Below are 17,783 nucleotides of genomic sequence, written 5' to 3' on the forward strand. Positions count from 1 at the left end.
CCGGATATCCTGATCGTCGACGAGGTGCTGGCCGTGGGCGACGTCCGGTTCCAAAAGAAATGCATGGGGAAGATGGAGGACGTGGGGCAGCATGGGCGGACGGTGATTCTGGTGTCCCACGATATGCCGGCCATCACCCGGATGTGCTCTCGCGCGATCCTACTGAACAAGGGGCAGGTGGTGGAGGCGGGGCCGGCACATGAGGTGGTCAACCACTATCTGCATGCCGGCCACATCCAGCCGGCCGTCGAATGGCCGGATCCGGCACAGGCCCCGGGCAATGAGGTGGTGCGCTTGCGGGCCGTGCGGGTGAAGACGGAGGTAGGGCACGTCACCGATCGATTCGATATCCGCAAACCGATCGAACTCGAAGTCGATTTCGAGGTGATCAAAGCCGGACATGTCTTTGTCCCGGTCTTCAATCTCTACAATGAAGAAGATGTCACGGTCTTCATCGCCCACGACCGAGACCCCACCTGGCAGCGCAAGCCACGCCCAATGGGCCGCTATGTGTCCACCGCCAGGATTCCCGGGAATTTTCTCGCGGAAGGGGTGATGACCGTCGCATCCCTCATGATGACCGAAGATCCGTTCCGTCTCCATGCCCATGCGCCTCGAGTCATCGGGTTCCGTGTCGATGACAGCGGCGATGGAGATTCAGCACGAGGTGACTTCCATGGCCGATGGCCTGGGGTCGTTCGCCCGCTGTTGGAATGGCGCACGCAATTTGAGTCGGTTTGAGCAGCGGCCGCGGAACGACCGCTGTGACGGCGCGGCGTTCTCCACGACTATCTGCTCTCGAGAGCCGTGGGGCTAGGCATGTTCCGTCATAAACCAGCCGGCAATGGAGAGACGCTTGTGCTCTCCGGCCGTCTGATCCACGCGGCAGACCCGATGAAAGCGTGGTACCGTAAACATGACCAGGGATCCTGGTTTCGGCGCGACGCAGTGCGTAATGGTCAATTCCGATTTTCCGTCGCGTGACTCGCCCACCGGGGAGTAGATCATCAACTCACCGCCCCAATCACATTCCCACTGCTCGTGAAAATAACTGACGAGCGCGAGCCGCCGACGAGGCGCGGGCTTCCCACCGGTCGGATGTCCCTGGTCCGTATCGTCATGCGTCAGCAAACAATCACCGACCCCGTAGGAGTAGTAGCTGAATCCCAAATGCCGCCGCGTGATGTTCGGGAACGATTCGATATACTGCTGAATACAGGGCATCTCCAGTCGACTGAGCAATAATCGCCCCTGAGGCTGGGCGATCTCCGCTTTGGCCCAATTGCCGGAGTTCGGAAAGTCCTGCCGGACATAGGTCATGTCCTGAAGTTGATTCCAGTTCGCTCGCTCCATGGCGTGCCTGAACTGACCGCGCTCCTCCGCTGACCAGAAATTCTCGATCACCAGCACCGGCGTCGTGTGAAACGAGAAGGTCTCCAGGCCCTGCGGCAACTGTGACGATGTGACTTGTCCTGACACGATCTTCATGACATTTCCCCCGATACCGGAACAGCCGGTCCGACTATTCGCCTACGCGCACCAGAGACCCGCGTTCCTTGCACACATTGAAGGTATGGTGAAACCAGAGAATGACCGCCCCCAGATACAACAGATTCAGGCCGCTCGCCAGACTCAGGTTGGTGAGCGGCGCCACGTGCGTCGCGAGCAGACTTCGCATGCCTTCAAAGACGTGCGCTGCCGGGTTCATCCATGCCACGCCTCTCAACCATGCCGGCAGGACATCCATCGGATAGAACACGCAGGAAATCGGCTGAAACAAGAACACCATGCTCCAGGCCAACACCTCCGCCTCCTGCCCGAATCGCATGATGAGCGAGGTCGTAAAGACGCCGATGATCCAACCGGTCAACACCAGATTCACGATGAACGGCATCAACCAAAGCCCAATGATGAAGACGTTGTAGCTGTAAAACAACCAGGCGCAGAGAGACATCACAATCGACACCGCCGTCACCTTGAACAGACTCATCACCATGGTGGCCGCGAGAAACTCGCTGGGGGTGAGCGGACTGGCAAACAGATTCATCAGGTTGCGCGCCCAAAGTTCTTCGAGAAACGAAATGGTGATGCCCTGTTGCGAACGAAACAAGACGTCCCACAGGATGAGGGCGCCGAGCAAAAACGTGACCACCGCCGGCATCTGCCCCTGGAATGTCGCCAGATAGACGGTAATGAATCCCCACACCACTAGGTCCAGAAACGGCCAATAGATGATCTCCATCACTCGCGGCAGACTCCGCCGATACAAATAGAGATGCCGAACGACCAGGGCTGCGATGCGATGATAGGCCATCGTTGACTACGGTTTCTGCTCGCAGGGCTTGTCGTGACAAGACGGTTCAAAACAGGGTTTCTGCTGACAGGGATGTTCCTCAACCGGCTGTTCATGGCAATGTCCGCACCCGCCCCCGCCCTCATGCCGGTCAAGGAGTTGGTGCACCATCATGAGGCTGCCCTCGACAAACGCCGGGCCGATCCGTCGGCCATCCTCCAAGCGGAACGCCGCCGCCACGAGCAGCAGCAACGGGAACCCGGCCAGTCCGAGTTGTAACGCGACACTACCCAGTCGTGCCGCATCGATCGCCCAGCACACTCCTGCGAGCGACAGCGCGGCAATAGCCGTACTGCTGACGCTGCTCATGAAGATGGCCCATCCGCAGGTCTGGCGAGCCAACCCAATAGCGCCGACGACAAACCACAACAGGCCCCATCCCAACATCACCCCCAGGCCGCCCATGAGGAGCCCCACTGCGAACGACACCCCTGTATCAACCATGCCCACGCCTATTCCCTTTCACATCGACCTCGACCGACCTGCAACTACTGTTCACGGGCCAGCTTGAGAAACACCTCTTCCAAGTCCGCTTGCCCGAACCGGGCCACGATATCCTTGGCTGTGCCCTCCGCTACGATCTTCCCCCGCTGCAAAAAGATAATGCGATCGGACATCTCCTCCATTTCCCGCATGTTGTGCGAGGTGTAGAGGATGCTCAATCCCGTGGCTTGCCGTTCCTCCAGCAGAATTTCCCGGATCTTGTGCGCGATATCCGGGTCCAGACTCGCCGTCGGTTCATCGAGAAATAAGACCTTGGGCTTGGTCAGCAACGCCTTGGCCAAGGTCAACCGCGTCATTTGTCCCGAGGAGAGCTTGCGGGTCAGCTTGTGCCGCCACTCGCTCATGTCGAGTTTTTGTATCATATCGCCGACACGCCCGGCGACATCGGGCAAGCCGTACAGACGGCCGACAACACGCAGGTTTTCCTCCACGGTCAAGGAATAGGGCAACGAAATGTAGGTGGACGAGAAATTGACTTGCTGAAGAATCGTCTCCCGATGCGACTGCAAGTCGAGGCCGAACATGCGAATTGAGCCTGACGTGGGCGTCACCAGCCCCAGCATCATTTGAAAAGTCGTTGTTTTCCCGGCGCCATTCGGTCCCAATAGGCCGAGGATCTCGCCGCGGCCGATATCGAACGAGATGCCGTCCACCGCCGTGAAGGCCCCGAACTGCTTGCTGAGATTGCGGACTTCGACCACCGAGGAGGGCATGGCGCAGATGATTCCGTAGGTTCAAAAGGACAGAAATTCCGAGAGTTTCTCAGGCAGGTGACACGTGTCGCACTTCCGGCTCAGCACCCGGCCTTCGTACTCGGTTTTGTTGTCGTGGCAACGGAAGCAGTCCGCCTGAGCCCGCTTATGCAACACGGAGCCCTCAGGATGTTCCGGCTTCCAGGGCCGACTGTCCGCCGAGACATGCCCGCGCGGAATGACGATCGGATACCCCTTGATGGGCTTCTCATGCACCACCGCTCCGTGACAGGTCGTACACCCTTCGCCCTGGTGGCGTTGATCGAACGCCGCCATGTGTTTGCGGTGACTCATGACCAGCCCCACATCCTTGACCGGAGGCGGCAAGTCACGCGTCGCAATTTCTGACACACGAAGGATGTTCCGATGACACCCCAGACAGACCGCGGAATCCACAGTCGCCTGCAGGTTATGCGGCTCTGTGGGTCTTCCGAACAGATAGATGGCGACGTCTCTGGTGCCATGCCACGCCTTGTCCTGCAGCCAGCCGACGACACCGGGCCGGACATGACAGGCCACACACTCCACCTCTTTATGAGAGGACTGGACCCAACGCTCGTAGGCTGGTTGAATGGTATGGCAGCTGGCGCAGAACTTCGGATGGTTGGTCAGCGGGACCGCAACTCCCCCTATAGCCAATGCGCCGGCCACGATCGTTCCGAACACAATGGCAGGAGTCTTACGCATCATCCCGTCGGGGTTTGGGAAAGTGTCGGATGATCAACGCTGCCACCCCGGCCACGTCATCGGGATCAAGCAATGGCACCGACGTCTCAACCGGCCTATTGGAAACCACGGCCAACAGGCCGTCCTGCGAAACGGGAACCTCTCCGATCTGATCACGCACCACGACGATCTTCGGATAGTCCTCGCTCCGCCACCCTTCGGCCAAAATCAAATCGTAGGAAGCATCGAGATAGCGCTCACGCACATCCTCGACGTTCATATGGTCCGACACGTCGGCGAACATAGCCAGGCTGCTCTTGGAGATGATCACGACACTGCTCGCACCGGCCTGTTTATGCCGCCAACTATCTTTTCCTTCCGTATCCAGATCAAACCCATGGCCGGCATGTTTGACGGTTGCCACTTTATATCCCGCCCGTACCAACATCGGGATCACACGTTCTATGAGGGTCGTCTTGCCGCTGTTCGATCGGCCGACAAAAGACAGGATAGGCACCGACATCACTGTGTTCCTTTCGCGGCTTAGCAGCAGGAGGGACGATGGCCCGTGGAGGAGGTCGGAGCAGCCTGTTCCAACCAGGCCGAACCGCTGAGCAACTGTACCGTCACCGGGTCACCAGGGTTCACGCGTTCTACCTCTACGGGAATATCGATCAGGCAGTTGGCTTTGACCATGGAGGTCAGAATCCCGGATCCTTGATCACCGGTGGTCCGAACTTTGAACACGCCGCCCTCACGCCACAAGACCCCACGGAGAAAATGCCGGCGGTCGGTTCGTTTCGAAAATTTTTCCTGAAACACCGCCTGCAGCATTGGGCGCCCATACCCGTTCGTCCCGGAAAGTTTGAGCATCGCCGGTCGAACCAGTTGCTCGAATGTCACCATGGATGACACCGGATTTCCAGGCAGCCCGAATGCCAGCTTGCCCTGAATTTTGCCGAACGCGAGCGGCTGACCGGGCCGGATCGCCAGTTTCCAAAAATTCATTTCGGCGCCGAGATCGCGGAAGACGGCCTTGGTGAAGTCGTAGTCCCCCATCGAGACTCCGCCGGAAAGCACCAGGATGTCGGCGTTCAACCCGTGAGAAATCTTTTCCTTCAGTGCGGCGGGGGTGTCCCGTGCGATGCCGAGCAGGATCGGCACGCCACCGGATTCCTGAACAGCGGCGGCAATCCCATAGCTGTTGGAGTTGATGATTTTCTCTTCGCTGAACCGCTCATCCAAATCGGCCAACTCATCGCCGGTCGACAGAATCGCCACTCGCGGCCGCTGATACACGAGCACAAAGGACTTGGCTAAAATGGCCAACATCCCCGCTTCACCGGACCGAATCCGAGTTCCTTTGGGAATGATGCAATCGCCCTGCTTCACATCCTCGCCCTGCGGCCGGATGTTGGCCCCTCGTGACTCGGCTTTGAATACGCGCACCGACTCAGGCGTGTGCTCGGTATCCTCGACCTTGACCACCGTGTCGGCGCCTTTAGGGATGGGCGCACCGGTCATGATCCGGATTGCTTGCCCCTTCCCCACCGACCGAGTCGGCATCTTTCCGGCCGGCACATCTTCGATGACGGTCAACGTGACAGGCTTGGTAATCGCGTGTTCTTGGGCGATATCCTCGGCTCGCACCGCGAAGCCGTCCATCGCAGAATTGTCCCACGGTGGATTGTGACGCTCAGCGATCACATCCTCGCCAAGCACGCGACCCAGGGCGTCGAGAATGGAGACTTTTTCAAGCCCTAACGGAGCAGCGGCGTCCAGCACGATCTGCTGGGCTTCGTGGAGCGGAGTCAAACCGGTCATGGCATCGGGAGCTTTCACACATCACCGTCCGATCAATGTTGCTGGCGTGGGGCCAGCTTGATAAGCGAGCCGCTCTTTTTGCAGAACGCCTCAACCTGGTTGGCAATATCATGATAGGCCTGGGCAGTCGCTGAGTCCGAATTGAACAGCGCAAACGGCTCGCCCGCATCACTTTGCGTCACCACCTCGGGATCCAGCGGAATGCGGCCCAGGAACGGCACTCCCATATCCGATGCGGACGCCTCGCCGCCGCCTTTGCGGAAGACATTCACTTCCTTGTGGCAGTGCGGACATTCCAGCCCGCTCATGTTTTCGACAATGCCGATGATCGGCACTTCACTATCCTTGCAGAAGGTCACCGACTTCCGGGAGTCGAGCAGCGCCACCTCTTGCGGCGTCGTGATAATCACCGCGCCGCTGACGCCTCCAAGCAAATCAATGGTCGTCACAGATTCATTTCCGGTTCCCGGAGGGAGATCGATCAGGAGGAAATTGAGATCCTGCCATTCGACGCCCCCTAGCAACTGATTGATGAATTCATACTTGTAGGCGTCCCGCCAGATGATCGGATCATCCGAGTTTTGCAGGAGGAAGGACATCGAGGCGATCTTCATGTTATAGGCCTGAAACGGAATGATCCCGCCCGACGTGCTGATCTTCAGTTTCTGACCTTCAGCCCCCACCATCTTCGGGATATTGGGACCATGGATATCCATGTCGCAAATACCCACGTGCCAGCCCTTTAACGCCAGACTCACGGCGAGATTGGTCGTGCAGGTGCTCTTTCCCACCCCGCCCTTGTTGCTCATGACCAGCACTTTATATTCGATCCGTTCCATCCGTTTGGCGACGAGCCACCGGCTGTGACCTTCCTTGTCCTTCTGACAGGTTTCGTTTTCGTCGCAAATGGCGCAAGCCCACATGTAGGTGCAGGCATCTCCACCGCTGCTGGAACCGGGCTGTGATATGACATTTAACTCGCGTGGCATCCTAGACTCCTCGTACAACGTACATCATGCTGCTTGCGACGAAAGCTGGCTTTCGTCGCATTCTTTTCTCCCGACACAGACTAGTGTCGACGGCCACCCGTCGGCACACCGACATACTCACTGTCTCCTCCCCCCGTGGGAATGGACGGCCCCGGTTTCCCGACGCCAGGGCCTGTCGCGGCCACCGCCGGCACCAACGCCTGCGACTGCTCTTCCGCCTTCTTCTTGTTGAAGATCCCTGCGCTGATGATCCCGACTTCATAAAAAATATACATGGGCAAGGCCATCAGGCATTGATTGAACGGATCCGGGGTAGGGGTGAGAATCGCGGCAAAGATAAACGCGGTCAGGAAGGCCCATTTGCGATAGCGCTTCAACAGCGGGGCATCCACCCAGCCAAGCTTGGCCAGCAGGGTGATGACGAGCGGCACTTCGAAAATCAGCCCGAAGACCAGCAGAAACCACAGTGCGAACCCGACATATTGCGCAATCGAGAGTTGCGGAATAAACCCGGCGTTGACACCGTACGATATCAAGAAATTCAACGCGAACGGCAAGACGAAAAAGAAGGAGAACAACAGCCCGAGATAAAAGGCCAGGGTACTCAGGATCACAAACGGGCCAACGAATCGCCGCTCCTGGGCGTGCAACCCGGGAACCACGAAATGCCAGAACTCCACCAGGATGTAGGGCGTGCCCAACACCAGCGCGAACAACCCCGCGACTTTGACGTTTTGCCAGAGGGCTTCGGCGGGTGCAAGAAAGACGAAGGGAACGGTGGGAAGGTCGGTCGGAATCCAGGAGAGCGATCCCGGCACAAACATGTTCTGCAGCGGGATTCGGATCCACTTGACCAGCGTGTCGGCAAAAAAGAACGTGCCGACAAAAATGATCGCCGTCACGATGACCGCACGGGTCAGCCGGACCTGGAGCTCAACCAAGTGCTCCATGACCGGCATTTTTTTATCTTCAAGCGGCTTGAAGACCGTATCTTGCAGCCACTCTTGAAACTTAAACCCGTCAGCCATGCGCGTTTACAAAATTGATGCGGCCGCAATCCGGCAAGCGGGGATCGGAACATGGTTCCGGCCCGCTCGCCGGATCACACCCTCATCAATGCCTTACTTCGGGTTGACGGCTACGAACAGATTGTTTCCCTGCCGACTCAGCAAGAGTACAACCATTTCGTCTTTTTTCACCTTGGCTGACGCCTTCTGGTAATCCTCAAGGCTCTTCACGACCTCGTGATTGACCTCTTGAATCACGTCCCCACGCTGCAACCCTGCCGCCTCTGCGGGGCTCCCCGCCTCGACGGAGCTGACCACCACGCCACTGGTCTTGGCGGGAATGTTCAGTTGGCTTTGCATGGCCGCATCCAGCATCTGGACGCGCAATGCCGCCAACACATTGTCGGGCGGCTTCACGGTCTCAGTCTGAGGTGCAGCGGGACCTGGCTCGCGCTTCGCAAGCACTTCATCCGATGGGCGTTCCGCCACCTTGACCTTGAGGACTTGTTCCTTGCCTTCGCGCAAGATCTTGATGTCTGCTTCCTTGCCGACGGTCATACGCGCAACCAGGTTACGCAGCTGGCTCACACTCTGCACTTCCTTGCCATTGAACGTGAGGACCACGTCTCCACGCCGCATACCGGCCGTGTGAGAAGGACCGTTCTCATTCACGTCACTGATCAGGACGCCTTTGCGCTGATCGGGCAACTTGAACGACTTGGCCAGTGCCGGGGTGATCTCCTGAATCGCCACGCCCATCCAACCACGGACCACTTTGCCCGTCTTGGTCAGACTCTCGACGATATCCGTGGCAATACTGCTGGGAATGGCGAATCCGATGCCCTCAGACCCTCCGGTGCGGGAGAAGATGGCCGTGTTGATGCCGATCAACTTGCCCTGCATGTTGACCAAGGCACCACCGGAATTGCCGGGATTGATCGCGGCATCCGTCTGAATGAAATCTTCATAGTCCGCGATGCCGACGTTGCCGCGGCCCAACGCACTGATGATGCCCAACGTGACCGTGGAGCTGAGTCCGAACGGGCTACCCACCGCAAGCACTACATCACCGACTTGCAAGTCTTCGTAGTCCGCCCATTTCATCGAAGCAAGGTCCTTGGCCTCAATCTTAATGATGGCGAGGTCCGTCTTCGGGTCGGTGCCGATGATCTTGGCCGGAAACTCCCGACGATCCGAGAGCGTCACGGTTATCTGGGTCGCACCTTCCACGACGTGATTGTTGGTCACGATGTACCCAGTGGGATCGAGGATGACGCCGGAACCTGCACTTTGCTCCGGCCGATGCGGGCCGCCACCGGGAGGCCCACCAGGTCCACCGGGGGGTTCCATGCCGGGAGGCTCATCACCACCACCAGGGCCCGGAGGCGGACCACCGAACGGGCCACCCGGAGGGAGTTGACGACGTCCTTCGCGACGTCCTTCCCCACCGCCGGTCACCGCAATATTCACCACGGCCGGGGTCACCGCCTTCACGATTTCTGAAAATCCCTGCGCAAACGCCGGAGGCACACTAGCCGCCTCAGCCTGAGACCCGAATTGCACTCCACCGGATAAAAACGTGGCAGCGACCATGGTGGACGCTGCGAGTACGGACAGCACCTTGCTGCGCTGATGTCGATACGCCATGTGTTCTCCTCTGGACACCGGAAATTGAGGGATCATCCTCCGCGCTATCGTCGAACGCGTCATTCTACACTATTCCCAGAATCGCCTTCAAAGAGGAAAACGCTGACCTGACCGTCACCACGAAGCCACCTCATGGTGCAGTGATTCATGCTCCCGCTGTTCGATCCAGGCGCGCTGAAGGCTCCCGGCCAATTGCGTGATCGCGTCTTCCATGGCTACAAGCCGCAGGGTTATCGGGGCCCCCTCATAGTTCGGCGGCCACAGACGCCGCTCCGGTTCCTGAGGCCTCAGATAGATCACCGGATACCATTGTGAAATCCCCGGCGCAGTCGGACGGTCCAGCGTCGCCATGGCACGCCCCTCCGCCTGTACCAACGGCCGGCCTGTGCGTCCATCTACCAACGCCGCTTCGACCAACGACCAGTTATCGCGCCGCAACCCAGGCTGTCGATGCGTGGTCCACCCCAGGAAGACCGAGACCGGATACTCTTGTTCGATACTCGATAGGACCGCAACCAGCAGGTAGTCCACCCTCTGCTGCCTCGCGACCTCACTCCAGTCCGGAACCGCCCCGCCTTCGCCCACATCCCCGAGCGTGACGGCCCGTTCAACGATGATCGGATATCCACGGTTCAACTGCGCAGCCAGGGACTCCGCCACACGAACCTGCGCCGCTTCCGGCAAACCCGGCGGCGACTCAGGATCCGACCTGTCGTACAAGACAACTAGAAGGGCTCGCACAGGACGCGACGCCGGAAGCCTCGATGCACTGTCCTCACCAGTCGTGGCAATCCCGATATAGTGAGTCAGTCGACTGGGAGGAGCGGCCGCCACGCACCCCGCCAGCAAGAGTGTGCCGAGCAGCGCAACAACCCCGCTCCTGCTTCGCCTCATGACACCCTCCCTGGCCTGATCCACGCTGATACCTATGCGGCCGGTGCCTAAGGAATACGATCCACTCCCCTTCCTCTCCCTGTCAAGACCCGGACAACGATTGCTTGCATTTCCGACGTTGCTCAGTTACCGTGTGCCACGATTCGCCACTGTGGTGAACCGGTCGCGTCCCACTCCGACACGAGGCTGTCTCACCGTGACACCGTGCTCGACCCAGGCGCCGTCTCTTTCCGTTATCATCCCTGCCTACAATGAGGCTCGACGCCTTCCGCTGTTCCTGCAACAGGTGATCACCTACCTGGACCGTCACTCGCGATCCTATGAAATTCTCGTGGTGGACGACGGCAGTACCGATGGGACGGCTCAGACCGTTGAAGAAACAGCCCAACGCTGTCCAACACTGCGACTGATTCAACTGACGTGCAACATGGGGAAAGGCGCAGCGGTTCGACGGGGCATGCAGGCGGCGCGCGGAATCCTGCAACTGTTTGCCGATGCAGACGGAGCCACACCGATCGAAGAATTGAGTCGACTGGAGCAGGCCATTGCGGCCGGCGCAGACATGGCCATCGGGTCACGCGCCCTGGCATCCCACAACCCGGCGTTCACCGTTCAGGCACGCTGGCATCGAAGTCTGCTCGGCAGCCTCTTTAATAGTGTGGTGCGACGACTCGGGGAACCACCGTTCGCCGATACGCAATGTGGATTCAAGCTCTTCCGGCAATCCATCGCTCAAGACCTCTTCTCCGTCTCCTGCGTCGATGGGTACGCCTTCGATCTCGAGCTGCTGCACATCGGCCGCCAGCGGAATTACCGCATCGCCGAGGTTCCGATCAATTGGACCGACCAGCCAGGCTCGAAAGTCCGTCCATGGCGCGATGGTTCCGTGATGCTCCGGGAGCTGCTGGCAATCCGGAAGCGCGAGGCCCAAGGCCTCTACCAGCCCCGCACCCGTCCCACACTGACCGGCATGGAGCCGGACCTGGGTGCAATCGAACCGACTCATTCCTAGTGGCGCATTCCCAGGCGCACGCACTGGCGTTAGCGAGCAGCCTCAACTGGCTGCTCCGGACCATCATGCCGCTCACGATCGCCGACGCACAATCACCACTTTGGCATCGGCATAGAGTACCTGCCATGCCTGATGGCCCTCCAACGCCCTCGCAAGCGCGCTGCCACGTTGAATCATCCCCCAATCCACCCCGTACCGATCCAACACCGCCACCTGCGGCGAATCCTCACGATTGAGCTCCACATAATCCTGAAAAATCCGCCGATCCTTGATGCGCCAGGCCGGCATCCGGCCGTCGATGAAGATTCTCTCTCCGGGAAGTTGCCAGAGAAGGAATCCGCCGACCCCATAATCGTTGTACAACCTCGTTCCGAGTTCGCGCCGATGGCTCCGCACCCACCGCACCGCTTCAATCGGGTACTCGGTCTGTTCAAAGTAACGATCCGGCGCGCGGCCGGACTGCCAAACATGGTCGAGATGATCGATGCCCTGTGCGTACAACATCGTCGCGGTCACGCCGGTCAGGACGAGCACAGCATACGAAGCCTGTGCTTTGAGCAGCGGCACCCAGCGAAGCGAGGATGCCACGACCGCGGCCAGCAGCTCTGCGACCAGGGGAAGGCTGACGATCAGAAACAGCGTCACATTGCGCCAGTGACGCAACGATAACCCCAGCACGAGGAGCAGCATCACCCATCGCACGGGCTCGACCCGTCGATACCATCCCGCCACGAGACACAGAAGGCCTGCAAGATATACCCCATAGGCTCTGCCGGCCCATCCCTCAAACGACACGGGCTGCCATTCCCGCAACGTCTCGATCATGAATCGGTCGGTCAGAGAGTCATAGATCTCCACATAGAGCCCCCACCCATAGGGATTCACCACGGTCACGGCCATGGCCAGCCCGAGCGCGATCGCGCAGTGACGGAGTTCGGCCCAACTCAGCACCGGCTCATCCAGCGAGACGGGGCAAGGCCACCATTCTTTACACAGCGTGGCGACCAAAGACAGGGACAGCAGCACCGTCAACAGAAACAACCCCGCTGTAAATCCGCCATGCAGATTGGCCCAGCAGAGGAAGAACGGCGGAAGCATCCAGACCCACCGCCCCTGGCCTTGCTGAATGTGCCTCCACACCCTGAGCAACAGTGCCACCCCAAGCAGACTGACCAATTGCGTGCGGGCGCCGAGAAAAGGCAGGGCAACCCACAGGCTACCGACCATGGCCGTCAACCGATACGTCGCTGGCACCGCCGCGCACCCTGATCCGACCCACCAGGCCAGTCCCGTGACCACGCCAAACCACGCAATCAGCCCGATCCCGCCGAACGCACCCAGACCTCGATAGATCAGCGCAAGCAACCCATCCGTCAACCAGGCATGCTCCACCCAATGCCAATCCGGCATGGTGTGAGAATAGGGATCGGTGTCGGGTAACCGCCAGCCGTGGTCGACCAAATCCAACCCAGCCCGCAAATGCCAGCCCAGATCGGGTTCCAGCAAGGGCTGCAGGATAAGATTGAACACGAAGGCGACCAGGAGGACATTGAGCAGAATGACGATCCCGCGGGAAGACGCCCTGCACATGGATGCTCCCGCGTCAACAGTCATGTTGCTGCGGCGACATGTGCACCGGTCGTCCCACCAACAGATTGCCGAGCACTAACCACTCCACGTGGGTGCGCACAAAACACCGGATCGCCTCGTCGGGACTGCAGACAATCGGCTCCTGCACATTGAAGGAAGTGTTCAGGAGAACCGGGATCCCGGTACGGCGCCCGAACGCCGCCAGCAGATCATAAAATCTGGGATTGGCCTCCCTGGTCACGGTCTGGACACGGGCCGTGCCGTCGACATGTGTCACGGCAGGGAGCGTGCCTTTGGCGGAGGCCTTGACCCGGACGGTGAACTGCATAAACGGGGAAGGGGCAGGTAGGTCAAAGAACTCCTGCGCGCGTTCGGCCAGGACAGACGGTGCGAACGGACGGAATGCCTCACGGCATTTGACCTTGCTGTTGATCACTTCCCGCATGTCTTCACGTCGCGGGTCGGCCAGCAAGCTGCGGTTTCCCAACGCGCGTGGTCCCCATTCCATCCGCCCCTGATACCAAAACACCAACCGGCCGAGCGCCAGCTCTTCTGCAACCCGCTCATACAGCGGCCCATTCGTCAGCGTCTCGGCCGTGAGTCCGGCATTGGCCACGGCAACTCGACAGGCCGCCTCGTCGAACTGCGGCCCCAGATAGGCATCAGACAATACCGGCCTCGTCGTCGCACGTCCGCGCCTGGCCGTCCACCACAAGGCAGCCCCGAGCGCCGCACCGGAGTCTCCCGCAGCCGGCGGCACATAGACGTCGCGAAACCCCAATTCAGCTCGCAGGCGGCCGTTGGCCACACAGTTATACGCAACTCCGCCTGCCATGCAGAGCGACTCCGCGCGCGTCAAGGAACGCAGATGCCGCCCCAGATGCAGTAACGTCTCCTCCAAGACCATTTGCGCGCTGGCCGCAAGATCCCGATGTCGCTGTGTGATCTCGTCGGTCGGACGTCGAGGTGCGCCGAACAATCCGACAAACTCCGCCACGAAGACACCGGCCCGCGCGAGATGAAAATCCAACAATCTGGTATTCAACTCAAACCGTCCCTGAGGAAGCAACCGCACGATTGATCGCCGAAGCACGGGCGCAAACGCCGGGGCACCGGAAGACGCCAGCCCCATGACGATGTACTCATCATGATCCGGACGAAACCCAAGAAAGGCCGTCATCGCGGCATAGAATTGGCCGAGAGAATGAGGCAACGGTGTGCGATCAAGCACGGTGATCTGACGACCGGCGCCCGCAGCCATCAGGGTGGTATCAGCTTCGGATGCGCCATCGACGACGAGAATGGCCGATTGCTCGAAAGGAGACACGAGGAACGAACTCGCGGCATGACAGAGATGGTGATCCAGAAAGACGGGGCGAATGGCGCCCGCGTCGACCCGACGAGTCAGTTCTTCACGAAGCCGGAACAATTCCATCCACTCCTGGCTGGCGCGCTCAAGCGAGCGTGTCCCTTTGACGCGAAAGAGTTGAGTGGAACGCATCATGGCCGTCAGGGCGAGTCGAACACGCCGCCCGATCTGCCAGTACTTCCATGGCACGACGATGGCCTCGACATCACGAAGCGCCACCCCGCCTTCGCGTAGGCAATAGCGGATCGCCTCAACCGGAAGAGCCGTCACATGTTTCTGCCGAACGAATCGTTCCTCCTCGGCCGCAGCGGCAATGCGACCGTCGCACACGAGTGCGGCGGCGGCATCTCTCATATTCGACAGGCCCAGCACCACCACGGGGCTCCACCGTCCTTCCTACCCACGGTCCACCGCAAGCGGCGGTAGGATAAACGAGCCTCTTGAGGGCCGCAAGCCGGCACGGCGCGCGGTTGCAATGCCCTCTTCATTCCTGTACGGTTTCCTCTTCGCAATCTGCCTTAGAGGAGGCCCCGGCTTGAAGATACATCGCGCAAGTGCCCTGGGAATCGTGCTCATCCAGCTGCTGGCCTTGTCTGGTTGCGATACGATCAAATCGCGCTTTTCCCGACAGGCGCTCCCGGACCTCGGACCGCCGATTCCACTCACGGCACAGGTCGAGGTGGACGCCTCCTTATCCAAAGCCCGAGCGGAATATCTCGACAATTGCGGCCGCCTGCATCCGTTCTCCATCGGCCCGACCGTGGAAGATACGTTGATTCAAGCCGCCCATCAGACGTTTCGTACGGTGATTCTTCCGGGAAGTCGCGGGGCTGCGTCGAAACCAGACGTCACAATCCGCATGCGCATGTTGGATCCTCGTTTTAAAATTCAAACGGACGCGCTCTACGACCGCGCACCGGCGGAACTCAGCTTGGATGTGCTGACAGAATTTTTCGACGCATCAGGCGCCCCCCTCGCTGAACGCCCTCTGCAGGTTACACGAAAAGAACGGTTGCAACTGGAGTTGACCCAGCAGCGGTGCGATTATGTGGTCGACCCATTCCTGCAAGACGCCTCGACCACGCTGGCCACCCAATTCATGCAGGAGTCACGAGTCCTGCTCGCACCAGGCACCCAACCATCCACAGCGGGAAGCGCGATCACCCCGACCACTACCCCGCCGAAGGCGGCAGCGATGGCGCCTGCGGCAAATTCGACCGCTGCCCCGCTTCCGTCACTGTCGTTCAAAGCCACGTTGTTGGACGAAAACGGGAACCAGATGCTCGAAAGCGGCGAGCGCGTGCGAGTGCGGGTCGACGTGGTCAACACCGGAGCTCAGACGGTGCAGGACAGCGCCGTTCGACTGACGGGGCCGCAGGCATTGCTCGTCCAGTTCCCAGCGACGACCCTGGCCGCCGGCCCGCTCACACCGGGCGGATCCAGGTCGCTGGAATTCATTGCGACCATGCCTCAAGTGCCGGCTCTTCAGCAGGCGGAGTTTCAAGTTGCCCTCGTGACTGGCTCAGGTCAACCAGCCGCTCCACCACAAACACTGACCATCTCCATTCGCCCCACTCAACCCACTGCCGTCCTACCCGAGGACGTGGATCAGCTTCCTGCCGTGACGACGGGCGCGCAACGACCCGACGACTATCTGCTTGCCATTGGGCTCAGCAGTTATCGGGAACAGGACATCGCGGCGAGGAAGTATGCCTCGCTCGATGCAGAAACGGTCGCGGCTTATTTTCAAACCCTGAGCGGGCTCCCGCAGAACAACATCCGTCTCCTGCGAAATTGGAGCGCCCTCCGGCCCGACATCGAAGAAGCGTTGCTCGATTGGCTTCCAACCAAGACCACTAAGGACTCGCTGGTCGTCGTCTATTTTGCCGGACAGGCGATGGTGAACGCGTCCGGCGACACCTTCCTGATTCCGTACGACGGCTCGTTGGGCTCACCCACTCGACTGTATCCCCTGAAGGAGTTAGAAGCGGCTCTAGGCAGATTGAAAGCCAAGCAGGTCCTGTTCGTCTTCGACGGAACCGTGCTCAAGAACGGGATGGAGGGACGCACCAAAGTCGTGTCGCCGAAATGGACCGCACTATCGGGGTCCGTCCTGCATCTGATCGCGACCTCAGGACTCGGCAAGAGTCTGGAGTCAGACACCCTGCATCACGGCTTGTTCACCTACTACCTCTTACGCGGCCTTCGTGGCGAAGCTGATGTCAATCGGAACGGCGAGGTCACGATCGGTGAGGTGACGGCCTACATTAATCGCAACGTGCCGGCCGCGGCTCGGAGCACGTTCAAGCAGGACCAACAGCCGCAAACCTTGTCAGGATCGAAAACTGCCGGGAGAGAGCTCGATATCGTACTCACAAAACCACCTGTCATCCCTATAGCTGACTAACCAACCCCTCGGGTTCGCTCGCTGAGCGGGCGAACAGTGTCTCCGTCTCTCACAACAGGTGAGCACCCGCTCCAGAACCTGCCACCTGCTGACTCCGCCGTGGAACGTTGCGACGATCCTCACACAAAAGAAAAGGGGCGGCGAGGTTACCCCCGCCGCCCCCAAGCATTCAGCCGTTCGGCTGAAACTCGAAACTACTCGTCGCCGCCCTTGCAGAAGCTGCGCTCGTAGTTGATGATCGTCCACGCTTCTTCTTCGGTGATCGCCGCAGGGACCAACGAAACCATGCCGGTGCCCGGGCTGCCGTTCTTGATCACCCAGAACAACTCGCCGTCTTTCCGCTTCTTGTGGAACTTGCAGTTGGTGAAGTTACGCGGGCTCGGATTGAGGATCGCGCCGGCAGGGCCATCGCCCTTGCCCTCTTTACCGTGGCAATTGAAGCAGGTGCCCTTGCCCTCGTACAGAGCCTTACCCTTGGCAATGCTCTCCGGGGTCGAAGCAACCGGGTTCTTCATCGCCTTCGCGTCCGCCATCTGATCCGGCGCAACACGGGGCTTCAACGGATCCTTTTCTTCTGCGCCCACCACCGCCACGGACAACAAGGTGACGGCCGCACACACTCCGACAAACTTAGAAAAATACCCCATCAGAACTCCTCCTTTGTGTTGAACCCACCGCGTGAACAATAACTCACTGGTCCGAATCAGCATGACAAAAACCGATGACAAAGCCGATAAAACAGGCGAACTATAGCAACGCGTTTTCTGTC

The 17,783-nt window shown here is 59.6% G+C and carries 17 protein-coding genes; 3 read left to right on the top strand and 14 right to left on the bottom strand.

The features are described 5' to 3' along the window. Window positions 1-741, top strand: a 741-nt coding sequence (locus JNL86_16555; GenBank protein ID MBL8044521.1) for an ABC transporter ATP-binding protein, incomplete at its 5' end; no start/stop codon positions are given. A 72-nt stretch (window positions 742-813) separates the two neighbouring features. Here the strand turns inward: JNL86_16555 and JNL86_16560 are convergent. The 11 genes from JNL86_16560 to JNL86_16610 form a co-directional block, all read right to left on the bottom strand. Continuing rightward, entirely contained in the window at window positions 814-1,488 is a 675-nt protein-coding gene (locus JNL86_16560) for a 2OG-Fe(II) oxygenase (GenBank protein ID MBL8044522.1), read from the bottom strand. Window positions 1,489-1,522: 34 nt separating this feature from the next. Beyond that, window positions 1,523-2,314, bottom strand: a complete 792-nt coding sequence (locus JNL86_16565) for an ABC transporter permease (protein MBL8044523.1) — start codon at window positions 2,312-2,314, stop codon at window positions 1,523-1,525. Window positions 2,315-2,320: 6 nt separating this feature from the next. Next, on the bottom strand, window positions 2,321-2,797 hold the full coding sequence (locus JNL86_16570) for a hypothetical protein (GenBank protein MBL8044524.1): 477 nt from the start codon (window positions 2,795-2,797) through the stop codon (window positions 2,321-2,323). Window positions 2,798-2,841: 44 nt separating this feature from the next. Continuing rightward, window positions 2,842-3,570, bottom strand: a complete 729-nt coding sequence (locus JNL86_16575) for an ABC transporter ATP-binding protein (protein ID MBL8044525.1) — start codon at window positions 3,568-3,570, stop codon at window positions 2,842-2,844. Window positions 3,571-3,591: 21 nt separating this feature from the next. Beyond that, window positions 3,592-4,296, bottom strand: coding sequence for a NapC/NirT family cytochrome c (locus JNL86_16580; GenBank protein MBL8044526.1), 705 nt, complete (start codon window positions 4,294-4,296; stop codon window positions 3,592-3,594). Continuing rightward, entirely contained in the window at window positions 4,289-4,798 is a 510-nt protein-coding gene (gene mobB / locus JNL86_16585; protein MBL8044527.1) for a molybdopterin-guanine dinucleotide biosynthesis protein B, read from the bottom strand. The genes JNL86_16580 and mobB overlap by 8 nt, the downstream gene beginning before the upstream one ends. A 20-nt stretch (window positions 4,799-4,818) precedes the next feature. Continuing rightward, complete coding sequence (locus JNL86_16590; GenBank protein ID MBL8044528.1) at window positions 4,819-6,117, bottom strand: molybdopterin molybdotransferase MoeA; 1,299 nt, start codon at window positions 6,115-6,117, stop codon at window positions 4,819-4,821. 14 nt (window positions 6,118-6,131) lie between these two features. Beyond that, complete coding sequence (locus JNL86_16595) at window positions 6,132-7,088, bottom strand: Mrp/NBP35 family ATP-binding protein (protein MBL8044529.1); 957 nt, start codon at window positions 7,086-7,088, stop codon at window positions 6,132-6,134. Window positions 7,089-7,168: 80 nt separating this feature from the next. Continuing rightward, window positions 7,169-8,116, bottom strand: a complete 948-nt coding sequence (gene tatC, locus JNL86_16600; GenBank protein ID MBL8044530.1) for a twin-arginine translocase subunit TatC — start codon at window positions 8,114-8,116, stop codon at window positions 7,169-7,171. Between the two features lie 93 nt (window positions 8,117-8,209). After that, window positions 8,210-9,742 (bottom strand): Do family serine endopeptidase, encoded by a 1,533-nt coding sequence (locus JNL86_16605; protein MBL8044531.1) that lies wholly within the window; start codon window positions 9,740-9,742, stop codon window positions 8,210-8,212. 114 nt (window positions 9,743-9,856) lie between these two features. Continuing rightward, the gene (locus JNL86_16610; GenBank protein ID MBL8044532.1) at window positions 9,857-10,636 is read right to left on the bottom strand and encodes a hypothetical protein; all 780 of its coding nucleotides are present in this window, start codon (window positions 10,634-10,636) and stop codon (window positions 9,857-9,859) included. 196 nt (window positions 10,637-10,832) lie between these two features. Between JNL86_16610 and JNL86_16615 the strand changes: the two genes are divergently transcribed. Further along, entirely contained in the window at window positions 10,833-11,648 is an 816-nt protein-coding gene (locus JNL86_16615) for a glycosyltransferase family 2 protein (GenBank protein ID MBL8044533.1), read from the top strand. Window positions 11,649-11,720: 72 nt separating this feature from the next. On the opposite strand, the gene JNL86_16620 is transcribed toward JNL86_16615, so the two are convergent. Then, on the bottom strand, window positions 11,721-13,262 hold the full coding sequence (locus JNL86_16620) for a hypothetical protein (protein MBL8044534.1): 1,542 nt from the start codon (window positions 13,260-13,262) through the stop codon (window positions 11,721-11,723). Further along, on the bottom strand, window positions 13,252-14,985 hold the full coding sequence (locus tag JNL86_16625) for a hypothetical protein (protein MBL8044535.1): 1,734 nt from the start codon (window positions 14,983-14,985) through the stop codon (window positions 13,252-13,254). Before JNL86_16625 ends, JNL86_16620 begins: the two co-directional genes overlap by 11 nt. 157 nt (window positions 14,986-15,142) lie before the next feature. Between JNL86_16625 and JNL86_16630 the strand changes: the two genes are divergently transcribed. Next, a complete protein-coding gene (locus tag JNL86_16630; GenBank protein ID MBL8044536.1) occupies window positions 15,143-17,014 on the top strand; it encodes a hypothetical protein in 1,872 nt (623 codons plus the stop codon). 194 nt (window positions 17,015-17,208) lie between these two features. On the opposite strand, the gene JNL86_16635 is transcribed toward JNL86_16630, so the two are convergent. After that, on the bottom strand, window positions 17,209-17,661 hold the full coding sequence (locus JNL86_16635; GenBank protein MBL8044537.1) for a cytochrome c: 453 nt from the start codon (window positions 17,659-17,661) through the stop codon (window positions 17,209-17,211). Between the last annotated feature and the right edge of the window lie 122 nt (window positions 17,662-17,783).

The organism is Nitrospira sp. (assembly GCA_016788885.1).
GTDB lineage: Bacteria > Nitrospirota > Nitrospiria > Nitrospirales > Nitrospiraceae > Nitrospira_A.